The organism is Pseudomonas chlororaphis (genome assembly GCA_001023535.1).
Taxonomy (GTDB): Bacteria; Pseudomonadota; Gammaproteobacteria; order Pseudomonadales; family Pseudomonadaceae; genus Aquipseudomonas; species Aquipseudomonas chlororaphis_E.
This window is the reverse complement of sequence record CP011020.1, coordinates 1,843,681-1,865,788: the sequence shown is the minus strand read 5'-3', so window position 1 is coordinate 1,865,788 and position 22,108 is coordinate 1,843,681. Positions and strand designations below refer to the sequence as shown.

The 22,108-nt window shown below is 62.6% G+C and carries 20 protein-coding genes; 12 read left to right on the top strand and 8 right to left on the bottom strand.

Going from position 1 to position 22,108, the window contains the following annotated elements:
• The first annotated feature begins 19 nt into the window (after nt 1-19).
• Both VM99_07995 and VM99_07990 read left to right on the top strand, forming a co-directional pair.
• Entirely contained in the window at nt 20-1,921 is a 1,902-nt protein-coding gene (locus VM99_07995; GenBank protein AKJ98002.1) for a 4-hydroxyphenylpyruvate dioxygenase, read from the top strand.
• A gap of 101 nt (nt 1,922-2,022) precedes the next feature.
• Entirely contained in the window at nt 2,023-2,700 is a 678-nt protein-coding gene (locus VM99_07990; GenBank protein ID AKJ98001.1) for a TetR family transcriptional regulator, read from the top strand.
• Between the two features lie 105 nt (nt 2,701-2,805).
• On the opposite strand, the gene VM99_07985 is transcribed toward VM99_07990, so the two are convergent.
• The 4 genes from VM99_07985 to VM99_07970 all read right to left on the bottom strand — a co-directional run bounded on the left by VM99_07985 (nt 2,806) and on the right by VM99_07970 (nt 6,782).
• Nucleotides 2,806-3,657: a shikimate dehydrogenase gene (locus tag VM99_07985; GenBank protein AKJ98000.1), complete on the bottom strand. Its 852-nt coding sequence runs from the start codon at nt 3,655-3,657 to the stop codon at nt 2,806-2,808.
• A 5-nt stretch (nt 3,658-3,662) separates the two neighbouring features.
• Nucleotides 3,663-4,103 carry a 3-dehydroquinate dehydratase gene (locus tag VM99_07980; protein ID AKJ97999.1) on the bottom strand — a complete coding sequence of 147 codons (441 nt, stop codon included), beginning with the start codon at nt 4,101-4,103 and terminating at the stop codon, nt 3,663-3,665.
• A 307-nt stretch (nt 4,104-4,410) separates the two neighbouring features.
• A complete protein-coding gene (locus VM99_07975) occupies nt 4,411-5,490 on the bottom strand; it encodes a tRNA (uracil-5-)-methyltransferase (GenBank protein ID AKJ97998.1) in 1,080 nt (359 codons plus the stop codon).
• A complete protein-coding gene (locus VM99_07970) occupies nt 5,487-6,782 on the bottom strand; it encodes a guanine permease (GenBank protein AKJ97997.1) in 1,296 nt (431 codons plus the stop codon). Before VM99_07970 ends, VM99_07975 begins: the two co-directional genes overlap by 4 nt.
• 210 nt (nt 6,783-6,992) lie before the next feature.
• On the opposite strand from VM99_07970, the gene VM99_07965 reads away from it, so the two are divergent.
• The 5 genes from VM99_07965 (at nt 6,993) to VM99_07945 (ending at nt 12,186) form a co-directional block, all read left to right on the top strand.
• Nucleotides 6,993-7,436, top strand: a complete 444-nt coding sequence (locus VM99_07965) for a lipoprotein (protein ID AKJ97996.1) — start codon at nt 6,993-6,995, stop codon at nt 7,434-7,436.
• Between the two features lie 226 nt (nt 7,437-7,662).
• Nucleotides 7,663-8,229, top strand: coding sequence for a dihydroxyacetone kinase (locus VM99_07960; GenBank protein AKJ97995.1), 567 nt, complete (start codon nt 7,663-7,665; stop codon nt 8,227-8,229).
• 239 nt (nt 8,230-8,468) lie between these two features.
• Nucleotides 8,469-9,002, top strand: a complete 534-nt coding sequence (locus VM99_07955; GenBank protein AKJ97994.1) for a (2Fe-2S)-binding protein — start codon at nt 8,469-8,471, stop codon at nt 9,000-9,002.
• Nucleotides 8,999-9,988, top strand: coding sequence for an FAD-binding molybdopterin dehydrogenase (locus tag VM99_07950; GenBank protein ID AKJ97993.1), 990 nt, complete (start codon nt 8,999-9,001; stop codon nt 9,986-9,988). Before VM99_07955 ends, VM99_07950 begins: the two co-directional genes overlap by 4 nt.
• Nucleotides 9,985-12,186 carry an aldehyde oxidase gene (locus tag VM99_07945; GenBank protein ID AKJ97992.1) on the top strand — a complete coding sequence of 734 codons (2,202 nt, stop codon included), beginning with the start codon at nt 9,985-9,987 and terminating at the stop codon, nt 12,184-12,186. The genes VM99_07950 and VM99_07945 overlap by 4 nt, the downstream gene beginning before the upstream one ends.
• Before the next feature lie 152 nt (nt 12,187-12,338).
• On the opposite strand, the gene VM99_07940 is transcribed toward VM99_07945, so the two are convergent.
• Nucleotides 12,339-13,577 (bottom strand): MFS transporter, encoded by a 1,239-nt coding sequence (locus tag VM99_07940; GenBank protein AKJ97991.1) that lies wholly within the window; start codon nt 13,575-13,577, stop codon nt 12,339-12,341.
• Between the two features lie 401 nt (nt 13,578-13,978).
• Between VM99_07940 and VM99_07935 the strand changes: the two genes are divergently transcribed.
• The 3 genes from VM99_07935 to VM99_07925 are packed head-to-tail and all read left to right on the top strand — an operon-like array spanning nt 13,979 to nt 16,614.
• Complete coding sequence (locus VM99_07935; protein AKJ97990.1) at nt 13,979-15,418, top strand: cytochrome D ubiquinol oxidase subunit I; 1,440 nt, start codon at nt 13,979-13,981, stop codon at nt 15,416-15,418.
• 3 nt (nt 15,419-15,421) lie between these two features.
• A complete protein-coding gene (locus tag VM99_07930) occupies nt 15,422-16,429 on the top strand; it encodes a ubiquinol oxidase subunit II (protein AKJ97989.1) in 1,008 nt (335 codons plus the stop codon).
• On the top strand, nt 16,426-16,614 hold the full coding sequence (locus tag VM99_07925; protein AKJ97988.1) for a hypothetical protein: 189 nt from the start codon (nt 16,426-16,428) through the stop codon (nt 16,612-16,614). Before VM99_07930 ends, VM99_07925 begins: the two co-directional genes overlap by 4 nt.
• 13 nt (nt 16,615-16,627) lie before the next feature.
• On the opposite strand, the gene VM99_07920 is transcribed toward VM99_07925, so the two are convergent.
• Both VM99_07920 and VM99_07915 read right to left on the bottom strand, forming a co-directional pair.
• Nucleotides 16,628-17,752, bottom strand: coding sequence for a 50S rRNA methyltransferase (locus VM99_07920; GenBank protein ID AKJ97987.1), 1,125 nt, complete (start codon nt 17,750-17,752; stop codon nt 16,628-16,630).
• Between the two features lie 181 nt (nt 17,753-17,933).
• A complete protein-coding gene (locus tag VM99_07915; GenBank protein ID AKK01713.1) occupies nt 17,934-18,647 on the bottom strand; it encodes a zinc protease in 714 nt (237 codons plus the stop codon).
• 290 nt (nt 18,648-18,937) lie between these two features.
• On the opposite strand from VM99_07915, the gene VM99_07910 reads away from it, so the two are divergent.
• Nucleotides 18,938-19,714, top strand: coding sequence for a ferredoxin-NADP reductase (locus VM99_07910; GenBank protein AKJ97986.1), 777 nt, complete (start codon nt 18,938-18,940; stop codon nt 19,712-19,714).
• A gap of 117 nt (nt 19,715-19,831) precedes the next feature.
• Here VM99_07910 and mscL read toward each other — a convergent pair whose 3' ends face one another.
• Nucleotides 19,832-20,245, bottom strand: a complete 414-nt coding sequence (gene mscL, locus VM99_07905) for a large-conductance mechanosensitive channel (protein AKJ97985.1) — start codon at nt 20,243-20,245, stop codon at nt 19,832-19,834.
• A gap of 279 nt (nt 20,246-20,524) precedes the next feature.
• Here mscL and VM99_07900 point away from each other — a divergent pair, with 279 nt between their 5' ends.
• Nucleotides 20,525-22,066: a catalase gene (locus VM99_07900; GenBank protein AKJ97984.1), complete on the top strand. Its 1,542-nt coding sequence runs from the start codon at nt 20,525-20,527 to the stop codon at nt 22,064-22,066.
• Nucleotides 22,067-22,108: the final 42 nt, after the last annotated feature.

The following is a 22,108-nucleotide window of genomic DNA, read 5'->3' as shown; positions in this document are numbered from 1 at the left end:
CCTCCCGGGAGCCGAAGTCATGCAGCGTTCCATTGCCACCGTTTCCTTGAGCGGTACCCTGCCGGAAAAACTCGAAGCCATTGCCGCCGCCGGTTTCGACGGTGTGGAAATCTTCGAGAACGACCTTCTCTATTACGATGGCAGCCCGCGGGAAATCAGGCAGATGTGCGCCGACCTAGGCATCGCCATCACCTTGTTCCAGCCGTTTCGTGACTTCGAAGGCTGCCGTCGTGATCGCCTGGCGCGTAACCTGGAGCGGGCCGAGCGCAAATTCGACCTGATGCAGGAGCTGGGCACCGATCTGGTGCTGGTGTGCAGCAATGCCTCGGCCGACAGCCTGGGCGATGAGCAATTGTTGGTCGATGACCTGCGGCTGCTGGCCGAACGGGCTGGCGCGCGCGGCCTGCGCATCGGCTATGAAGCGTTGGCCTGGGGCCGGCACGTCAATACTTATCAACAGGTCTGGAACATCGTGCGCCAGGCCGATCATCCAAGCCTTGGCGTGCTGCTCGACAGCTTCCACACCTTGTCCCTCAAGGGCGATCCGAGGGCGATTGCCGAGATCCCCGGCGAGAAGATTTTTTTCGTGCAGATGGCCGACGCGCCGATCCTGGCAATGGATGTTTTGGAGTGGAGCCGCCATTTTCGCTGCTTCCCCGGCCAGGGCGAGTTCGACTTGCCGGGTTTCCTGGCGCCGATCATCAAGAGTGGCTACCGCGGTCCGCTGTCGCTGGAGATCTTCAACGACGGCTTCCGCGCCGCGCCACCAAGGGCCAACGCCGCCGATGGCTTGCGCTCGCTGCTGTACCTGGAAGAGAAGACCCGCCAACGCCTGGCCGAAGAGGCCATGCCGGTCAGTAACGCCGATTGCCTGTTCGCGACGCCGTCGGCCAGCGAATACAACGGTATCGAGTTCCTCGAGTTTGCCGTGGACGACAACCTCGGCGCCAAGCTCTCCCACTGGCTGGAGCGGCTGGGCTTCGTCAAGGCTGGCCAGCATCGTTCCAAGAACGTCAGCCTGCTGCGCCAGGGCGATATCAACCTGATCCTCAACAGTGAACCGTACTCCTTCGCCCACAGCTTTTTCGAAGCTCACGGGCCGTCGTTGTGCGCCACCGCATTGCGGGTCAAGGACAGTGCCAGCGCTCTGGCGCGGGCGGTGGCCTACAAGGGCCAGCCCTACCGCGGCTTGGTCGGGCCCAATGAGCTGGAGCTGGCGGCGGTGCGCGCACCGGACGGCAGCTTGATCTACCTGGTCGACCAGGACGCCGACGTCTATGGCACCGATTTCAATTTGCAACCGGGCGCGGTCATCGGGGCTGGGCTCAAGCGCATCGACCACATGGCCATGGCGTTGCCGGCCGACAGCCTCGACAGCTGGGTGTTGTTCTACAAGAGCCTGCTGGATTTCGAGGCCGACGACGAAGTGGTGCTGCCCGACCCCTATGGCCTGGTGAAAAGCCGCGCGCTGCGCAGCCGCTGCAGTTCGATCCGGTTGCCCCTGAACATTTCCGAAAACCGCAACACGGCAATCTCACACGCGCTGTCGAGTTATCGTGGCTCTGGCGTGCACCACATCGCCTTCGATTGCGATGACATCTTCGCCCAGGTCAGCCGCGCCAAGGAGGCCGGGGTGCCGTTGCTGGACATTCCGCTCAATTACTATGACGACCTGGCCGCGCGTTTCGATTTCGACGATGAGTTTCTCAGCGAGCTGGCCTATTTCAACGTGCTGTATGACCGCGACGCCCAGGGCGGCGAGTTGTTTCATGTCTACACCGAACCGTTCGAGGGGCGGTTTTTCTTCGAGATCATCCAGCGCAAGAACGGTTACGCCGGCTACGGCGCGGCCAACGTGGCGGTGCGGCTGGCGGCCATGGCGAAATCCCGCAGCGGTGGCTTGCGGCATGCCAAGTTGTAGGGAAATCGTAAAAGTGGCGGCAAAGGGCGGCCCCGTGACTTCCTTCACTGCACGGTGCGGCCCATAATCGCAAGCCTTGCAGTGATGGCCGTGAGCCCACAATGACTATGAATCCAGAGCTTCCCGCAGACCTCGACGAGCCCCTCGTCGCGCCACGCAAGAGTCGCAAGAACAACCCGGAGAAAACCCGGGAAAACATTCTTCAGGAAGCCATCGTCGAATTCGTCCAGCAGGGCCTGGCCGGCGCCCGGGTCGATGCCATCGCCGAACGCATCCATACCTCCAAGCGCATGATCTATTACTACTTCGGCAGCAAGGAGCAGCTGTACATCGAGGTGCTGGAGAAGCTCTACGGCGATATCCGCAGCACCGAGGGCCGGCTGCACCTGGCCGAGCTGGCGCCGGTCCACGCGATACGGCGCCTGGTGGAGTTCACGTTCGACCACCATGATCGCAATGTGGATTTCGTGCGGATCGTCGCCATCGAGAACATCCATAACGCCGAGTACGTCAAGCAGTCGCGGGTGATCAAGGCGATGAACAGCACCATCCTCGACTCCCTCGACCTGATCCTGCGGCGGGGCGCTGAAGAAGGCGTGTTCCGGGCGGGCCTGGCACCGCTGGATGTGCACTTGCTGATCAGTTCGTTCTGTTTTCACCGGGTGTCGAACCGCCACACCTTCGGCGAGATTTTTCAGATCGACCTATCGGACGAAGCGATCAAGCAGCGTCATCGCCAGATGATCTGCGAGTCGGTGCTGCGCTATTTGCAGGCCTGAACGCAACCCCTGTGGGAGCGGGCTTGCTTGCGAAAGGGCCCGCACAGTCGCCATGGAGGTTGACTGTCGGATCGCATTCGCGAGCTAGCCCGCTCCCACGGGTCCTCAGTGATTCATGCGCTGGAAATGTTCCAGCATCCGCTGCGCATCCGGCACCACGCCGCTGAACAATTCAAAGGCCTTCACCGCCTGGAACACGGCCATGGTGCCGCCATCGAGTGTGCGGCAGCCCAAGGCGCGGGCGTTGCGCAGCAGTTCGGTTTCCAGGGGGAAGTAGACGATTTCCGCCACCCACAACGCGCCCCGCAACAGCTCGACCGGCACCGGCATGCCCGGCAACTTCGTCATGCCCATCGGGGTGGTGTTGACCAGGCCGTCGGCCTCGGCCATGGCGGCGGGCAAGTCATGCCCGGCCCGGGCGCGACCGGCGCCGAAGTGTTGGTTCAGGTTGTGGGCCAAGGCCTCGGCGCGGCTGACTTCCACATCGAAAATACTCAGCGTCTGTACGCCTTCAGCCAATAGCGCGTGGGCAACGGCCGCACCGGCGCCGCCGGCGCCCATCTGGACCACGTGCCCGCGGGAAACATCCCCCAGGCCACGGCGAAACCCTTCGGCGAACCCCAGGCAATCGGTGTTGTGGCCGACGCGTTTGCCGTCCTTGAGCACCACGGTATTCACCGCGCCGATGCCGCGGGCTTCGGGCGACAGTTCGTCCAGCAGCGGGATGATCGCCTGCTTGCACGGAAAGGTGATGTTCAGGCCGGTAAAGCTCATGCGTTCGGCGGCGGCCAGCAGGTCGGGCAGGGCGCTGCTGTCGAGTGTCAGCGCATCGAGGTCGATCAACCGGTAGAGGTAGCGCATGCCTTGGGCGTCGCCTTCGTGCTCGTGCAGGGCAGGGGTGCGCGAGGCCTGGATACCGGCGCCGATCAGCCCGGCGAGCACAGTGATGTTCGACATGTGGATCAACCCTTCAACCGCTGACTGAAATGCTCCAGGGCCAGGCGATAGCCGTGGCTGCCAAACCCGCACATCACGCCGATGGCGATGGAGGAGACGAAGGAGTGGTGGCGGAAGGTTTCCCGCGCATGGACGTTGGACAAATGCACTTCGATCACCGGGATTTCGCTGGCCACCAGGGCGTCACGGATCGCCACGGAGGTGTGGGTCCAGGCGGCCGGGTTGATGACGATACCGGCACAGCGGCCACGGGCGCCGTGAATCCAGTCGAGCAGTTCACCTTCCTGGTTGGTCTGGCGAAACTCCACCGCCAGGCCGAACTCTTCAGCGGCGCGTGCGCACAACGCGGAAATGTCCGCCAGGGTTTCATGGCCATAGGTGGCCGGCTCGCGAGTGCCGAGCAGGTTCAGGTTCGGGCCGTTCAGCACCAGGACGATCGGAGGCATCGCAATTCTCTCCACACTTTTTATTGTTGGTGTTGGCCGGGTTCCAGCCGTTGGAGATAAATTGTACTAGATGGTTAGTTTGGTCAAACGAAGCCGCTGTCGGCGCTCAATAAGTGTTCGATGATCGAACAGCGGCTATGCCCGATATCAAATCTGTGGCGAGGGAGCTCGCTCCCGCTGGGCTGCGAAGCAGACCCGAGTTATGCACCGGTTATCTGGGGTGTATGAAGTAGGGTTTGGGACTGCTGCGCAGTCCAGCGGGAGCAAGCTCCCTCGCCACTGTGGGGTAGGTGGCGAGGGAATCGCCTCAACGCCGGGTCAGCAACACCCCGGATTCCATGTGATGGGTCCAGGGGAATTGGTCGAACAACGCGCAGCGCGTGATGCGGTGGGTGTCGTTCAGTTGCGCGATGTTGGCGGCGAGGGTTTCCGGGTTGCAGGAGATGTACAGGATGTTGTCGAAGCGCCGGGTCAGTTCGCAGGTGTCCGGGTCCATGCCTGCGCGCGGCGGATCGACGAAGACGCTGCCGAACGCGTAGCTTTTCAGGTCGATGCCCTGCAAGCGGCGGAACGGCCGGACTTCGTTCAACGCTTCGGTCAATTCTTCCGCCGACAAGCGCACCAGCTTCACGTTAGCCACGGCGTTTTCGTCCAGGTTGCTCAGCGCCGCGTTCACCGAAGTCTTGCTGATTTCGGTGGCCAGCACGTTGCGTACGCGGGTTGCCAGGGGCAGGGTAAAGTTGCCGTTGCCGCAGTACAGTTCCAACAAGTCGTCGTTGCGATCGCCCAAGGCGTCGTAGGCCCAATTGAGCATCTTCTGGTTCACCGTGCCGTTGGGCTGGGTGAAGGCGCCTTCGGGCTGGCGATAGCTGAAGGTGCGGCCGCCCACTTCAAGGCGCTCCACCACGTAGTCGTGGCCGATCACTTCTCGCTTGCCCTTGGAGCGGCCAATGATGCTGACGCCCAAGTCGTTGGCCAGTTGCGTGGCGGCGGCATGCCAATGCTCGTCCAGCGGACGGTGATAACACAGGGTGATCATCGCGTCGCCGGCCAGGGTGGTCAGGAACTCCACCTGGAACAGCTTGTGGCTCAGGGGCGCGCTGGCCTGCCAGGCGGCTTTGAGTTGCGGCATCAACTGGTTGATGCGCAGGCTGGCGATAGGGAACGTCTCGATGAGGATCGGCGTGCGTTTGTCTTCCTGGGAGAACATCGCGTAGTGCCGCTCGCCGGCCTCGCGCCACAGGCGGAATTCGGCCCGCAGGCGGAAGTTCTGCAGTGGCGAGTCGAACACCTCGGGTTGCGGCGCATCGAAGGGGGCCAGCAGCTCACGCAAGCGGGTGACCTTGTCCTGGAGCTGCGTGGCGTACGCCTGGGAATCGAAAGTCATGCGTTGAACCAACCCAACTTGATCACGAACAGGATGGACAGGATGACCAGCGCCGGGTTCAGCTCACGGCCACGGCCCGACACCAGCTTGATGGCGGTCCAGGCGATGAAACCGAAGGCGATGCCGTTGGCGATGGAGTAGGTGAACGGCATGGCCAGCGCGGTCACCACCACCGGGGCGGCGACGGTGATGTCGTCCCAGTCGATTTCCGCCAGGCCCGAAGTCATCAGTACGGCGACGAACAGCAAGGCCGGCGCGGTGGCGAACGCCGGGACGCTGCCTGCCAGTGGCGAGAAGAACAACGCCAGCAGGAACAGGACCGCCACCACGATGGCGGTCAGGCCGGTGCGGCCGCCGGCACTGACGCCCGCCGCCGACTCGATGTAGCTGGTGGTGGTGGAGGTGCCCAGCAGCGAACCGGCCATGGCGGCGGTGCTGTCGGCGATCAGCGCACGGCCCATCTTCGGCATGTGGCCGTCCTTGCCCATCAGCCCGGCGCGCTTGGCGACGCCGATCAGGGTGCCGGAGTTGTCGAACAGGTCGACGAACAGGAAAGCGAAGATCACGCTGACCAGGCCGATGTCCAGGGCGCCCTTGATGTCCAGTTGCAGGAAGGTCGGGGCCAGGGAGGGCGGCATCGATATCACGCCGCCGAACGGGGTGAAGCCCATCAGGATCGAGACGATGGTCACCGCGAGGATGCCGATCAGCACGGCCCCGCGCACTTTCAGTGCTTCGAGCGCGACGATCAGGACAAAACCGAGCGTGGCGAGGATTGGCGCCGGTTGCTTCAGGTCGCCGAGGCCGACCATGGTCGCCGGGTTTTTCACCACGATGCCGGCGTTGTTCAGGGCGATCAGCGCCAGGAACAGGCCGATGCCGGCGGCGATGGCCGAGCGCAATGGCAGCGGGATGCTGTTGATGATCCACTCGCGGATGCGAAAGATCGACAGCAGGAAGAACAGCACCGCAGAGACGAACACCGCGCCCAGCGCCACTTGCCAGGTATGGCCCATGTGCAGGACCACGGTGTAGGTGAAGAAGGCGTTCAAGCCCATGCCCGGGGCCAGGGCGATCGGGTAGTTGGCGATCAGCCCCATGACCGTGGAGCCGATGGCTGCCGCCAGGCACGTGGCGACGAATACGGCGCCCTTGTCCATGCCGGTTTCGCCGAGGATGCTCGGGTTGACGAACAGGATGTAGGCCATGGCCAGGAAGGTCGTGACGCCCGCCAGGATCTCGGTCCGCACGTTGGTGTTGTGTGCCTTGAGTTGAAACAGCCTTTCCAGCATGTCTGCTCCCCGTGGCGCGCAGGGCGCCGTGAATGTATCGACCTCAACAGCAAAGCACAGACCGCCAGGGGCGCCTGAATTTTCTGCGGGTCGGAAAAAGCCGCGCATCATACCAGCAGCGTGGCCATGTGGCTGCGATCGTCGTCGATGTTTTACCGAAGCAAAAAGAGCGCCATACTGCGCGCGGTTCAGAAGCTCGATAGGTCTCACATGAACAGAAATCTGCTGGCCTTGGCTTGCGCGTTGGGCCTGTGGTTGCCCGGCCTGCCCGTCAATGCCGCCTCGGCACCGCCGTTGAGCGAGGTCAAGGTGCTCAAGGTCGAGTCGCCGGCCTGTGGCTTCGAGGACATCACCCCCGGGCAGGCACAGACCCGTTGTGACCACAGTGGTGCGAACATCAAGGTCTATGTGCTGGAAGTCGGCTATGGCCGCCAGCCCCATGTCACGCTGGACGGCTTCGAAGTCGACGGCACCCGCTCGCCGGTGTGCGCGTTCAGCAATGGCAATCTCAACGATTGTTCGAGCCGCACCAAGGTCGTCGGCTATCTGTACATCTTCGACCTGAAGGGCAAGCAGGAGGGCACCTTCAGCTACAGCAACGTCTCGATCAATGCGCCGGGCAATCGGATGTCGACCCAGTTGTATATCAAGTGACGGGCAGTTGGCAGGACGCAGTCCGGCAAACCTGACTAGGCTATGTACGAAATAGCTTGAAACTTGGTTATGCGGCGTTAAAAACCGGCTCGGAATGCTCATTGACAACCAGTCAAGTCGAGCGCGACCCCGGTCGTTCCTCGCCGGTTTTTGCCTTGCCTAACCTGCGTTTCAAACTATTTCGTACACAGCCTAGTCTTCAGGAACACCCCTGCGGAGAACACCCATGATTGCTGGAACCGCGATTCCCCGAGCCCTGATCGCCGTTGCCGAAGGTGTCGACGACTTGCAGACCGTCACCCTGATCGACGTCCTGCGCCGGGCGCAGCTCGAAGTGGTGCTGGCGAGCATCGAAGGCCGGCGGATGCTGACCTGCGCCCGTGGCACCCGCCTGACCGCCGACGGCATGTTGGTGGACGTGCTGGTGCAGGACTTCGACCTGATCGTCCTGCCCGGCGGCCTCATCGGCGCCCAGCACCTGGCCGCCCATCAACCCCTGCAACAACTGCTCAAGGGCCAGGCCGCCGCCGGCCGCTTCTTCGCCGCCATCGCCGAAGCGCCCGCCCTGGCATTGCAACCTTGCGGCGTGCTGCGCCAACGGCGCATGACCTGCCTGCCCGCCGTCAGCCAGCAATTGTCCGGATGTACCTTTGTCGACCAACCCGTGGTCGTGGATGGCAACTGCATCACCGCCCAGGGCTCGGCCGCCGCCCTGGCGTTTGCCCTGGCGTTGGTGGAACAACTCAGCGGCAAGGGCGTGCGCAATGTGGTGGCGGCGGAACTGCTGGCCTGACTGGCGTCAGGCGTGTTGTGGGAAAGCTGGAAGGCTTTAATCATGGCGCCGAGTGTAAGGCGATGTATTGCACAGGGTGCGGTATATAGAGACCGCACTTGAGCGACATAAAGGTGCGCTTTGCCGCGCCTGTTCGCCTTCACGAACGCCTTTGAACGCTCACCGCCCCCCGAAGTCGTACCCCTTATGACGGCGGTTTCCCAAAACGCCGCGAGTGTACGACCAACCGTGAGGTGTTTATGAGCGCGACCCTGTCCGAAGCGACGCAGGCGTCCTTCGTCCGTCATCCGATCCGCCTGACACTCAATGGCCAGGTGCGCGAGCTGCAGGTATTGCCCTGGACCACGCTGCTGGACCTGCTGCGTGAGCAACTGGACCTGGTAGGCAGCAAGAAAGGCTGTGACCACGGCCAGTGCGGCGCGTGCACGGTGTTGCGCGATGGCAAACGCATCAATGCCTGCCTGACCCTGGCGGTGATGTGCGACGGCGTCGAATTGACCACCATCGAAGGCTTGGCCGGCGATGACGCGTTGCACCCCATGCAGCAAGCTTTCATCACTCATGATGCCTTCCAGTGCGGCTACTGCACGCCGGGGCAGATCTGTTCGGCCGTCGGCCTGGCCAACGAGGGCCGGGCGCAGACCGGCGCGCAGATCAGTGAACTGATGAGCGGTAACCTCTGCCGCTGCGGTGCCTATAACAACATCCGCGACGCCATCGAAGAAGCCTTGCCGCTTTGCCCACAACCCCAGGCACCGGAGGGCGAGCAATGAACCCCTTTCAATACAGCAAGCCTGAGACCGTGCAGGCTGCCATCGACCTGTCGAGCCCGGTGTCGCGCTTCATCGCCGGTGGCACCAACCTGCTGGACCTGATGAAGGAGAACCTCACCCGCCCGGCGCACCTGATCGACATCACCGGGCTGCCCCTGGCGGACCTCAGCGAAACCCCATCGGGTGGGGTGATGATCGGCGCCTTGGTGAGCAATGCCGACCTGGCCTGGCATCCGTGGATCGAGCGCCGCTACCCGCTGCTGTCCCAGGCGATCCTGGCGGGCGCCTCGCCGCAACTGCGCAACATGGCCAGCACCGGTGGCAACCTGTTGCAACGCACCCGCTGCTACTACTTCTACGACGCCAACGTGCCGTGCAACAAACGCCAGCCTGGCAGCGGCTGCCCGGCGCGCAGCGGGCTGAACCGGATCCACGCGATTTTCGGTGCCAGCGACCAGTGCGTCGCGACGCATCCGTCCGACATGTGCGTGGCCTTGGCGGCCCTGGAAGCGGTGGTCCATGTGCTGGGCCGGGGCGGGGCGCGGACCATCGAGTTCGCCGACTTCCACCGCCTGCCCGGCGATGCCCCGGAGCGGGATAACCAACTGGCCGACGATGAACTGATCACCGCCATCGAACTGCCGGCCGCTGGTTTTGCCGAGCACAGTCACTACCTGAAGGTCCGTGACCGAGCCTCCTACGCCTTTGCGCTGGTGTCGGTGGCGGCGGCGCTGGAACTCGACGGACCGGTGATCCGCCAGGCGCGCCTGGCCCTGGGAGGCGTAGCGCACAAGCCCTGGCGTGACCGGGCGGTGGAAAGCTGGCTGAGCGGCCAGACCGTCAGCCGCGAAACCTTCACCGCCGCTGCCGACGCGCTGCTGCAAAACGCTGAACCGCTGGAACACAACGGCTTCAAGGTCAGGTTGGCGCGCCGGGCGATCGTGCGCGCCTTGAGCGATGCCGCACTGGGAGGGCAAGCCAAATGAATGCTCCGAGCAAATCCATAGGGCAGCCACTGGACCGGGTCGATGGCCTGCTCAAGGTGACGGGTCAGGCCCGCTATGCCGGCGAATACCCCGAAGACGGCTTGCTGTACGGCAGTGTCGTGTCGGGCACCATCGCCCGCGGCCGGGTGCTGCGCATCGACGCCTCCAAAGCCTTGGCGCTGCCTGGGGTCGTCGCCGTCATCGACCATACCAACCGGCCCCGGGTCGCCAGCTACGATGAGCCCTACCAGGACGCCGACGCGGCGGATGGCTCGCCGTTCCGGCCGCTGTACAACGATGAGGTGCTCTACAGCGGCCAGCCGCTGGCCCTGGTGGTTGCGCAGAACCTCGAACTGGCCCGTTATGCCGGCTCGCTGGTCGAGATCGAATACGAGGTCCAGGACCATCAGACCGACCTGGCCCTCCTGCAAGGCGAGGCCTATCCGGCACCGGCCGAACTGCCCAAGCCCCGTGGAAATTTCCAGGGCGAGTACGCCAGTGCGGCGCTGAGTGTGGATGTGTCCTACAGCACACCGATCGAACACCACAACCCGATGGAGCCTCATGCCTGCACCGTGCTGTATCAGCCTGACGGCAGCCTGCACATCCATGACAAGACCCAAGGCACGCAGAACTGCCAGGCCTATGTGCAGAAGGTATTCGGCCTGGAGAAAGACCAGGTCCGCGTGTTTGCCGCGTTCGTCGGCGGCGCCTTTGGCTCAGGGCTGCGGCCGCAGTATCAATTGGCGTTGGGGGTGATGGCGGCGCTAGCCCTCAAGCGTTCGGTGCGGGTCAGCCTGACCCGCCAGCAGATGTTCACCTTCGGCTACCGGCCGCGCACGTTCCAGCGTCTGCAATTGGGAGCCGCGGCCAATGGGCGGTTGCTGGCGGTGGCGCACAGTGCTGTCGGCCAGACCTCGCGTTTCGAGGATTTCACCGAACACGTGGTGGAGTGGAGCGGCATGCTCTATCACTGCGACAACGTCGAGCTGAGCTACAAACTGGTGCCGCTGGACGTCTACACGCCGCTGGACATGCGCGCCCCCGGTGCCGCGCTCGGGTTGATCGGCCTTGAGTGCGCCATGGATGAACTGGCCTGCGCCCTGGCGATCGATCCCGTCCAGTTGCGCTTGAACAACTACGCCGAGCGCAACGAAAACGAAGACAAGCCGTACTCCAGCAAGGAGCTGCGCGAGTGCTACGCCCAGGGGGCTCGTCGCTTTGGTTGGGACAAGCGCAACCCCGAGCCGCGCAGCATGCGCGAAGGCCGGCAACTGGTGGGCTGGGGGATGGCCGGCGGCGTATGGGAAGCCATGCAGCAGAAGGCCAGCGCCCGGGCGTCCCTGGACGCGGACGGTAAACTCACGGTCAGCAGCGCCACCACGGACATCGGCACCGGCACCTACACGGTCATGACCCAGATCGCCGCCGAGGCGTCAGGCGTGCCCGTGGCAGACATCACCTTTGTCCTCGGTGACTCATCACTGCCGACCGCGCCGCTGCAAGGCGGCTCGTTCACCGTGTCATCGGTCGGCACGGCCGTGCAGCAGGCCTGCGAAGCACTGAAGGAGAAACTGCTGGCCGTGGCCTGGCAGACCTGTCCGGACTTCAGCGGTGCGACCCTTGAGCAAGTCACCTTCGCCGATGGGCAACTGCGCTTTGGCGAGGCTCAGGTCGCCCTGGCGGCGCTGGCAAGAAAAAGCGCCGAGATACCCGTGCAAGCCCAAGTCACCGCCGAGCCGGATGAAAAGCGCAAGGCCTACGCCACCGCGACGCACTCGGCGGTGTTTGTCGAAGTCCGGGTGGATGAAGACCTGGGCACGGTGAAGGTCAGCCGGGTGGTCAGCGCCATCGCCGCCGGGCGGGTGGTCAACCCGAAAACCGCGCGCAGCCAGATCCTCGGTGGCGTGGTCTGGGGCATCGGCATGGCGCTGCACGAGGAAACCCTCACCGACCACGCCCTGGGCCGGCACATGAACCACAGCCTGGCCGAGTACCACTTGCCGGTAAACGCGGACATCGGCGACATCGAAGTGATCTTTGTCGACGAGCAGGACGAGATCGTCAACGCGCTCGGTTCCAAGGGCGTGGGAGAAATCGGCATCGTCGGCGTGGCGGCGGCCGTGGCGAATGCGATCTACCACGCCACCGGCAAGCGGGTGCGGGATTTCCCCATCACCCTCGACACGTTGCTCTAGGGTCTGTTTGAAAAGTCTTGAGACGAAGGTCAGGCAAGGCGAAAACCGGCGAGGAACGGCCGGGGTCGCGCTCGACTTTACTGGAGTAAATGAGCATTCCGAGCCGGTTTTCAACGCAGCATGAACGAGTATTAAGGCTTTTCAGACAGAGCCTAGGGTGTCGCCTCGGCGACCGGCTCGTGCATCCGGTCGCGCTGGGCCAGGGTCGGGAACAGCTTGATCCAGACTCCGGTCACCAGCAGCGTGCCGACACCGCCCATGACCACCGCCGGCACCGTGCCGAACCAGTGGGCGGTGAGGCCGGACTCGAACTCGCCCAACTGGTTCGAGGCGCCGATGAACAACCCGTTCACCGCGCTGACGCGGCCGCGCATTTCGTCCGGGGTTTCCAGTTGTACGAAGGAGGCGCGGATCACCATGCTGATCATGTCCGCCGCGCCGAGCACCACCAGCACCGCCAGGGAAAACCAGAACGACGTCGAAAGGCCGAAGGCAATGGTGGCGACGCCGAACACGCCCACGGCGGTGAACATCACCCGGCCGACCTTGCGCTCCACGGCGAACCGCGCCAACCACAACGACATCAGCAACGCCCCGACCGCGGGCGCCGAACGCAACAGGCCAAGGCCCCAGGGACCGGTGAGCAGGATGTCCTTGGCGAATACCGGCAGCAGCGCCGTCGCACCGCCGAGCAACACCGCGAACAGGTCCAGGGAGATCGCCCCGAGGATATCCGGGCGGCTGCGGATGAAGCGAATCCCGGCCAGCAACGAGTCCATCGTCGCCTTGCCTTTGTTCAACGGGGTTTGCCGGGCCGGGAGATTGAGCATCAGGCAGCAGGCGATGACGTAGAGCAGCACGGTCGGCCCATAGACCCAGACACTGCCAAAGGCATAAAGCAGGCCGCCGAGGGCCGGGGCGACGATGGTGGCTGACTGCTGGGCCGATTGGGCGGCGGCCACGGCCCGTGGAAACAGCGCGGCCGGCACGATGCTCGGCAGCAGTGCCTGGGTGGTCGGCATTTCGAACGAGCGGGCAGCGCCGAGCAGGAAGGCGAGGATGAAAATCATCTCCCGCGTGACGTTGTCGGTGGCGCTGCCGATCACCAGCGCCAGGGCGATCATCGCCTGCAACGACTGGCAGAGGGCCGCGACCTTGCGCCGGTCATAACGGTCGGCCACGTGCCCGGTGTGGAGCATGAACAGCACGCGCGGCGCGAATTCCACCAGGCCCACAAGCCCCAGGTCCAGGACATTGCCGGTCAGTTGATAGAGGTTCCAGCCGATGGCCACGGTCAGCATCTGGAAGCCGCTGGCGGTGAAGATCCGGGCCAGCCAGAAGGCAATGAAGGGACGATGGTGACGGAGCAGCAGCGGCGCTTGGCTGGGCATCTGGAAGAGGTCCGGTGATGAAGGCAATGAGATTATCACCGAGCTGTAACCGGAAGTTGCGGTGGTGGGAAAAATAGTTAGCCAAACATCGATTTTGACCAGAGCACCTCCCTCGCCACGGTTGGCTGATGGTGCCCCGGCCGGATGCTATCAATTGTCGCTGAGTCAACCTGTCACGCGACAAAAGACCACGCCGTCCATCGGCCATAATGCGACTACTCTTTGATCATTGCTTGATCCAGATCAATACCCTGCCGGGTGCTGGGCTGGCGGCCATCCGGCCAGAATCCTGCGTTGTGACGGTTTAAAAAGAACGATTTGAAAAGCATCGCACTCCATATCCCTGGAGGCGGTGATGCAAGCCTCGCCCGCAGCCGGTTTTACCTGACAGAGGAAGACTTATGTTCGGTTTGGAGGCGCTCGATCTCGCCCGAATCCAGTTCGCGTTCACCATCTCGTTCCATATCCTGTTTCCGGCGATCACCATCGGCCTGGCGAGTTACCTCGCGGTGCTCGAAGGCCTGTGGCTCAAGACCCGAGACGACACCTACCGTGACCTGTACCACTTCTGGTCGAAGATCTTTGCCGTCAACTTCGGCATGGGCGTGGTGTCCGGGTTGGTCATGGCCTATCAGTTCGGCACCAACTGGAGCCGGTTCTCCGACTTCGCCGGGGCGGTGACCGGGCCGCTGCTGACCTACGAGGTGCTCACGGCGTTCTTCCTCGAAGCCGGCTTCCTCGGTGTGATGCTGTTCGGCTGGAACCGCGTCGGCCGTGGCCTGCACTTCTTTTCCACGGTCATGGTGGCGATCGGCACGCTGATCTCGACGTTCTGGATCCTGTCCTCCAACAGCTGGATGCAGACCCCGCAGGGCTACGAGATCGTCGACGGGCGAGTGATCCCGGTGGACTGGCTGGCGGTGGTGTTCAACCCTTCATTCCCTTATCGCCTGTTGCACATGTCGACCGCGGCGTTCGTCGCTACCGCGTTCTTCGTTGGCTCTTCGGCGGCCTGGCACCTGCTGCGCGGCCGTGACACCCCGGCGATCCGCCGGATGCTGTCGATGGCGATGTGGATGGCCTTGCTGGTGGCGCCGATACAGGCAGTGATCGGCGACTTCCACGGCCTCAACACCCTCAAGCACCAACCGGCGAAGATCGCGGCCATCGAAGGCCACTGGGAAAACGTCGGCAACGAGCCGACTCCGCTGATCCTGTTCGGCCTGCCCGACATGCAGGCGGAGAAAACCCGCTTTGCCGTGGAAATTCCCTACCTGGGCAGCCTGATCCTGACCCACAGCCTGGACAAGCAGGTGCCGGCCCTCAAGGAGTTTCCACCCGAGGATCGTCCGAATTCGACCATCGTGTTCTGGTCGTTCCGGGTCATGGTGGGCCTGGGCCTGCTGATGATCTTCACCGGCCTGTGCAGCTTGTGGCTGCGCCGCAATGACCGGATCTACCAATCCCGGCCTTTCCTGCACATGGTGCTGTGGATGGGGCCGTCCGGGTTGATCGCGATCCTGGCGGGCTGGTTCACCACCGAAATCGGCCGCCAGCCGTGGGTCGTCTACGGCCTGATGCGCACGGCCGATGCTTCGTCCGGCCACAGCGTCGCGCAGATGAGCATCACCCTGGTGCTGTTTGTCGTGGTGTATTTCGCGCTGTTCGGCGCTGGGCTGAGCTACATGATGCGCCTGGTGCGCAAGGGGCCGGAGGCCCACGAAGCCGAGCCGAGCGACGGTGGCCCAGGCCAGAAACGCACCCCGGCCCGACCCTTGTCGGCCGCCGACGAAGGCGACGACGACATGGACCACAACGACCGCGCGAACAAGGAGAATTGAACCATGGGTATTGATCTTCCGCTGATCTGGGCCGTGGTCATCATCTTCGGCATCATGATGTACGTGATCATGGACGGTTTCGACCTGGGGATCGGCATTCTCTTCCCCTTCATCAAGGGCGAGCGCGACCGTGACGTCATGATGAACACCGTCGCGCCGGTCTGGGACGGCAACGAGACCTGGCTGGTGCTGGGCGGCGCAGGGCTGTTCGGGGCGTTTCCGCTGGCTTATTCGGTGGTGTTATCGGCCCTGTACCTGCCATTGATCCTGATGCTCATCGGCCTGATCTTCCGGGGCGTGGCCTTCGAATTCCGCTTCAAGGCCAAGGCGCATAAGCGGCACCTGTGGGACAAGGCCTTCATCGGCGGTTCGCTGACGGCGACCTTCTTCCAGGGCGTGGCGCTGGGGGCGTTCATCGACGGCTTCGAAGTGGTCAATCGCCAGTTCGCCGGCGGGTCCCTGGACTGGTTCACGCCGTTCACGGTGTTCTGCGGCCTGGCCTTGATCGCCGCCTACGCCTTGCTCGGTTGTACCTGGCTGATCATGAAGACCGAAGGCAAGTTGCAGGAGCAGATGCATGATCTGGCCAGGCCGCTGGCGTTCGTGGTGCTGGCGGTGATTGGCATTGTCAGCCTCTGGACACCGCTGGCCCATGCCGACATTGCCGCGCGCTGGTTCACCCTGCCGAACCTGTTCTGGTTCCTGCCGGTGCCGATCCTGGTGCTGGTGACCATGTACGGGCTGTTCCGCGCGGTGGCCCGCAACGCCCACTACACGCCGTTCATCCTGACGCTGGTGCTGATTTTCCTCGGCTACAGCGGGTTGGGCATCAGCTTGTGGCCGAACATCGTGCCACCGTCCATCTCGATCTGGGACGCCGCGTCACCGCCCCAGAGCCAGGGCTTCATGCTGGTCGGCACGTTGTTCATCATTCCGTTGATCCTGGTGTACACCTTCTGGAGCTACTACGTGTTCCGCGGCAAGGTGACCCATGACGACGGCTACCATTGACCGACCTGCGAGGCATGCACATGGCCAAACCTGACTTGAAGGACATCGAGGCGGCCGAGCGAAAGCCCTTGTGGCAGCGGCTGGGTTGGCTGGCGATGATCTGGGCCGGCAGCGTGCTGGCGCTGTTCATCGTGGCCAGCCTGATGCGGATGTTCATGAACGCCGCCGGCCTGACCACCCACTGAGTTCCCGTGGTGGCTACTTGCGGGCCTTGAGGATGACGAACTTCGGCGTCGCGGCCACTTGCTCGACGCCGCGGAACAGCCGGGCCAGCTTGCTGTGATAACCCAAATGTCGGTTGCCGACGATGTACAGGGCACCGCCGACGACCAAGGCTTCGCGCGCCTGCTGGAACATGCGCCAGGCGAGGAAATCCCCCACGACCTGCTGCTGGTGGAACGGCGGATTGCACAGCACCACGTCCAGCGACTGCGCCGGTTGCCCGGCAAGCCCGTCGCCGGCGCGCAGCGTCACCTCGCGCTCGCCCAGGGCGGCGGCCCAGTTTTCGGCCGCCGACTGCACGGCCATGTACGACTCATCCACCAGCGTGTAGCGGGCCTCAGGGTTTTGCAGGGCGCTGGCGATGGCCAGCACGCCGTTGCCGCAGCCCAGGTCCGCGACCTCGGCCGTGCCGAGATTTTTCGGCAGGTGCGGCAGGAAGGCGCGGGTGCCGATGTCCAGGCCTTCGCGGCAGAACACATTGGCGTGGTTGCGCAGCTCGATGTGGGGTTCGTCGAGCCAGTAGCGGGTGGGGTAGGGGGACACGACCGGCGCCTTGGCTTCTGGCGTGGCGATCAACAGGCGGGCCTTTTTCACCGCCAGGGACGCTTGCACCGGGCCGATGTAGCGCTCCAGCAAGTCGCCGGCGGCGCGGGGCAGGTGCTTGATCATGGCCCCGGCAATCACCTGGGCGCCGGGCGCCAGTTGCCCTTGCAGACGGATCAATTGTTCTTCCAGCAGCGCCAGGGTTTTCGGCACCTTGATCAGCACACGGTCGAAGGGGCCGGTCAACGCTTCGCTGGCGGGCACTGTCGGCACCGCATCGAAGGGCCGGCCATTACGCACCAGGTTTTTCTCCAGCGCCTGCAGGGCCAGGAATGAGTCGCCGCTGCTGGTCACGGCCACCTTGCCGGCCAGGCTGGCGGCCAGTGCGCCGAAGCCGTCATTGAGCACCAGGACCCGGGTCTGCGCCGTGGGCTGTTGTTCGGCCAGGTGGGCGAGCAGGTATTCGTCGGCCGCGTCAAAAGCTTGCAGCGGTTCGTTCTGCTGTTCGGGCTGGCGGATCAGGTCGAGCTGGGCGAAGGGGCTGTCGAGCAGGGGCATGGCTGGGACTCTGGAGATCGGTGGATGTCCCGCTGCCTGGGGTAGGAGTCTGGGCGGGACCGCCTGAATGAACTACGTCGCGCAGATGGAGCGGCATCATTCAAGTGGAACCGTAAATGGTACGTTTTTTTGCCTCGTATTGCCCGCGGGTTTTTCCTGGCCGGTCAGGTCACACGGCATGTCAGATCACGTGAATGTGGGCGGCCTTGGCGACGGCGGAAATCTTGTTGCTGACATTCAGTTTGCGCATGCAACTGCACACGTGGAAATTCACGGTGCGTTCGGAAAGGCAAAGGATCCTGCCCACTTCCGATGCTGTCTTGCCTTCGGCGGACCACTTCAACACTTCGATCTCCCTGGGTGACAGGTGAACGCTCGGCTTGCTGGTGACAGTGTCGGATAACTTCTTGCTGGCCAGGGCGTGCAGCCGTTGGCTGGCGAAAATCGCATAACCGAGGTTGCCGTAATGCTCGTCGATATCGATGGGGTAATGAGACCTGGCCAGGCTGAACAGGCTGCAATGGGTGCCCTGTTCATCATGGACGGCCTGGGTCCAGCCGTACTTGAGTCCCTGTCGATTAAGTTCGCGCCATAACTTCGGCGCTTTGGCAAAGACTGTTTCACTCCAGAGAATGGGGATCATTGATTGATTGCAATGTGCTACTAACGGATCCTGCGAGGCATAGCCGTTTTGCTCATAGAACCGGTCCCAGCCATAAGGGTAGTTATTAAGGTTGACCTTGTTGGTGTGCTTATCGGGGCTGCCGTGATAGCTGGCGAACGCACAATATTCAAACCCCTGATTGTTAAAGAAATTCAGGACCAGACGATAGGCCGCCTGCAGGTCTTTTTCACAGGACAGTTTTCTCAGCTGCGAGTCCTTCCAATTGTCCATCGCTTTCTCCTGGGTTGATTCGTCCATGCGGATCCAATCCATGATGCGAAATTTCAGTGTAGGACTATTCCTGATTTGCAGTGGAATTTTTTTAGTTTACTGACAGTGTGAGGTGTTTAAAAAGTAAACTTCCTAGTCGGTTGTTTTTACAGCGTTTGTAACTTTGTACAAGTTTACGAAGTGTTCGCGGCTGGTGCGGCTACATAGCTATTAAATTGCCATTGCGTCGCGACGGTGGTGGCGATTGTCCATTTGCGGGACACTGTGCACTGGTTCCATTGGAGTGACGCATGAGCGACAGTGCAGAGAAGTTCACCCGCCAGACCCTGCTCGATGTCCAGACATTGACCCCTCATTTGTTTACCTTGCGTACGACGCGAGATCGCGGCTTTCGCTTCCGCGCCGGTCAGTTCGCCCGGTTGGGCGTGACCAAGGCGGACGGCAGTACCGTCTGGCGGGCCTACTCCATGGTGTCTTCGCCGTTCGATGAGTTCCTCGAATTCTTTTCCATTGTGGTGCCCAATGGCGAGTTCACCAGCGAGCTCAGCCGGTTGCAGCCGGGCGACACGTTGCTGGTGGATCGCCAGGCGTTTGGCTACCTGACCCTGGACCGATTCGCCGATGGCCGGGACTTGTGGCTGCTGTCCACGGGGACGGGCGTGGCCCCGTTCATTTCGATCCTCCAGGACTTCGAAGCCTGGGAGAAATTCGAACGCATCATCCTGGTGTACAGCGTGCGTGAAGCGCGGGAGCTGGCGTATCAGGACCTGATCGAAGCGTTGCCCCGGCGTGAATACCTGGCCGAGTACGCGCACAAGTTTCGTTTCATCGCCACCGTCACCCGCGAGCAGCATCCGGGCGCGCTCAATGGGCGTATTACCACGTTGATCGAGAATGGCGAGCTGGAGCGGGCGGCGGAGGTGGCACTGACGCCGGAGCATTCGCGCGTGATGCTCTGCGGCAACCCACAGATGATCGACGACACGCGCCAGTTGCTCAAGGCCAGGGGCCTACAGTTGAGCCTGACCCGCCGACCCGGCCAGGTGGCGGTGGAGAATTACTGGTAGAGGCCCGACATGAAACCCGTGGGAGCGGGCTTGCGCGACGACGTCGACACAGTCGACATCACCGCAAACTGACCCACGCTTTCACGCGCAAGCCCGCTCCCATGGGAAAAAGACCGCTCAAGGCCTCTCGTTCTGCGCCTTGAGCAGGTCGCGAATCTCGCTCAGCAGCAGCTCTTCCTTGCTCGGGACAGGAGGCGCGCTCGGGGCCACGGCTTCTTCGCGCTTGAGGCGGTTGATGGCCTTGACGCCCATGAAGATGGCGAACGCGACAATGATGAAGTCGATGACACTCTGGATGAATTTGCCGTAGGCCAATACCACCGCCGGCGCGTCACCTTGGGCGGCCTTGAGGGTAATGGCCAGGTCGCTGAAATCCACCCCGCCGATCAGCATGCCGATGGGCGGCATGATCACATCGCCAACGAATGACGACACGATTTTGCCGAAGGCGGCACCGATGATGATCCCGACGGCCATGTCGACGACATTGCCTTTGACCGCGAAGGCCTTGAACTCGCTTAGCACGCCCATGTGTTATTCCTTGTGGCAGGTGAGGGGTGAGTGGCAGTGTAAATCAGCCTGGCGTGTCTTGCGCAAACGCCTGCTTAGAAGCTTAGTTATCGACCCGGCCTCAGGTCAAAAGTTTACAAAGTGCCACCAATCGCGCGTGATACGTGGTTTGAAACCGATTCCCCACAACGTTTTTTCTATCGAAGCGGTACGGGATTTCTATTTAGGTTTTGGTTTTTCGGGCACTAGCCTCTGACAGGCGCACCTGGATGCGCTCTACAACATCAGAGGAACACGCCTATGAATATCTCACTTGGCCGCGGGGCTTTTTCCCACCGTCGCGCGTTTTTTGCGCTGACCGCCAGCCTGCTGTCCTTGTCCGTCAATGCCGCCACCCTGACCCGTGATAATGGCGCGGCGGTCGGTGACAACCAGAACTCGCAAACCGCTGGCCCCAACGGACCGACCCTGTTGCAAGACGTGCAGTTGATCCAGAAGCTCCAGCGCTTCGACCGCGAACGCATCCCGGAACGCGTGGTGCATGCCCGGGGCACCGGGGCCCATGGCACCTTCACGGTTTCCGATGACCTAAGCGACCTGACCAAGGCCAAGGTCTTTGCCGGCGGCCAGGTCACGCCGGTGTTCGTGCGTTTCTCGGCGGTGGTCCATGGCAATCATTCTCCGGAAACCCTGCGCGACCCCCGTGGTTTCGCCACCAAGTTCTACACGGCGGACGGTAACTGGGACCTGGTGGGCAACAACTTCCCGACCTTTTTCATTCGCGATGCCATCAAGTTTCCCGACATGGTCCACGCGTTCAAGCCCGACCCACGGACCAACCTGGACGATGATTCACGTCGCTTCGATTTCTTCTCCCATGTTCCAGAATCCACCCGCACCCTGACCGAGTTGTATTCCAACTCCGGGACACCGGCCAGTTATCGTGAAATGGACGGTAATGGCGTGCACGCCTACAAACTGATCAATGCCAAAGGCGAAGTTCATTACGTCAAGTTTCATTGGAAAAGTTTGCAGGGGTTGAAAAATCTCGATCCGAAAGAAGTCGTGAAAGTTCAAGGTCAGGATTACAGCCATATGACCAATGACTTGGTCACTCACATCAATAAAGGCGATTTTCCAAAGTGGGACTTGTATGTCCAAGTGCTGAAGCCGGAAGACTTGGCCAAGTTTGACTTCGACCCACTGGACGCCACCAAGATCTGGCCCGGTGTGCCTGAGCGCAAGGTCGGGCAGATGGTCTTGAACCGCAACCCGGCGAACGTCTTCCAGGAAACCGAACAAGTGGCGATGGCGCCGGCCAACCTCGTCCCGGGCATCGAGCCTTCGGAAGACCGCCTGCTCCAGGGGCGGGTGTTCTCCTACGCCGATACACAGATGTACCGCATAGGCGCCAACGCCCTGCAATTGCCGATCAACGCACCCAAGGTGGCGGTGAACAACGGCAACCAGGACGGTGCCATGAACCCTGGCAGCACCAGCACCGGCGTGAACTACCAGCCGAGCCGCCTGACGCCTCGGGACGAACAACCCGCGGCGCGCTACAGCCAGACGGTGCTGACGGGCAGCACCCAGCAGGCGAAGATCCAGCGCGAGCAGAACTTCAAGCAGGCCGGTGACCTGTACCGCTCGTTCAACCAGAAGGAACGCAACGACCTGATCGAGAATTTCGGTGGATCCCTGGCCACCACCGACGACGAGAGCAAGCACATCATCCTGTCGTTCCTCTACAAGGCAGACCCTGAGTACGGCACCGGCGTGGCCCGTGTCGCCAAAGGCGACCTGGCCCGGGTCAAGGCGCTGGCGGAAAAGCTGGCTGACTGATCAGGCACATGACGAGTGGGAGCAAAGCCGCGATGCAGCCAC

What these genes read in the sequence shown, in the direction of transcription:
- VM99_07985 (AKJ98000.1), bottom strand. Translation starts at nt 3,657, where the DNA reads ATGTCGAACATCACTGTGCTCGCCGGGCTGATCGGCGCCGGTATCCAG.
- VM99_07910 (AKJ97986.1), top strand. Translation starts at nt 18,938, where the DNA reads ATGAGCGACAGTGCAGAGAAGTTCACCCGCCAGACCCTGCTCGATGTC.
- VM99_07975 (AKJ97998.1), bottom strand. Translation starts at nt 5,490, where the DNA reads ATGACTTTCGATTCCCAGGCGTACGCCACGCAGCTCCAGGACAAGGTC.
- VM99_07965 (AKJ97996.1), top strand. Translation starts at nt 6,993, where the DNA reads ATGAACAGAAATCTGCTGGCCTTGGCTTGCGCGTTGGGCCTGTGGTTG.
- VM99_07955 (AKJ97994.1), top strand. Translation starts at nt 8,469, where the DNA reads ATGAGCGCGACCCTGTCCGAAGCGACGCAGGCGTCCTTCGTCCGTCAT.
- VM99_07900 (AKJ97984.1), top strand. Translation starts at nt 20,525, where the DNA reads ATGAATATCTCACTTGGCCGCGGGGCTTTTTCCCACCGTCGCGCGTTT.
- VM99_07970 (AKJ97997.1), bottom strand. Translation starts at nt 6,782, where the DNA reads ATGCTGGAAAGGCTGTTTCAACTCAAGGCACACAACACCAACGTGCGG.
- VM99_07980 (AKJ97999.1), bottom strand. Translation starts at nt 4,103, where the DNA reads ATGCCTCCGATCGTCCTGGTGCTGAACGGCCCGAACCTGAACCTGCTC.
- VM99_07920 (AKJ97987.1), bottom strand. Translation starts at nt 17,752, where the DNA reads ATGCCCCTGCTCGACAGCCCCTTCGCCCAGCTCGACCTGATCCGCCAG.
- VM99_07930 (AKJ97989.1), top strand. Translation starts at nt 15,422, where the DNA reads ATGGGTATTGATCTTCCGCTGATCTGGGCCGTGGTCATCATCTTCGGC.
- VM99_07915 (AKK01713.1), bottom strand. Translation starts at nt 18,647, where the DNA reads ATGGACAATTGGAAGGACTCGCAGCTGAGAAAACTGTCCTGTGAAAAA.
- mscL (AKJ97985.1), bottom strand. Translation starts at nt 20,245, where the DNA reads ATGGGCGTGCTAAGCGAGTTCAAGGCCTTCGCGGTCAAAGGCAATGTC.
- VM99_07940 (AKJ97991.1), bottom strand. Translation starts at nt 13,577, where the DNA reads ATGCCCAGCCAAGCGCCGCTGCTGCTCCGTCACCATCGTCCCTTCATT.
- VM99_07950 (AKJ97993.1), top strand. Translation starts at nt 8,999, where the DNA reads ATGAACCCCTTTCAATACAGCAAGCCTGAGACCGTGCAGGCTGCCATC.
- VM99_07995 (AKJ98002.1), top strand. Translation starts at nt 20, where the DNA reads ATGCAGCGTTCCATTGCCACCGTTTCCTTGAGCGGTACCCTGCCGGAA.
- VM99_07935 (AKJ97990.1), top strand. Translation starts at nt 13,979, where the DNA reads ATGTTCGGTTTGGAGGCGCTCGATCTCGCCCGAATCCAGTTCGCGTTC.
- VM99_07960 (AKJ97995.1), top strand. Translation starts at nt 7,663, where the DNA reads ATGATTGCTGGAACCGCGATTCCCCGAGCCCTGATCGCCGTTGCCGAA.
- VM99_07945 (AKJ97992.1), top strand. Translation starts at nt 9,985, where the DNA reads ATGAATGCTCCGAGCAAATCCATAGGGCAGCCACTGGACCGGGTCGAT.
- VM99_07990 (AKJ98001.1), top strand. Translation starts at nt 2,023, where the DNA reads ATGACTATGAATCCAGAGCTTCCCGCAGACCTCGACGAGCCCCTCGTC.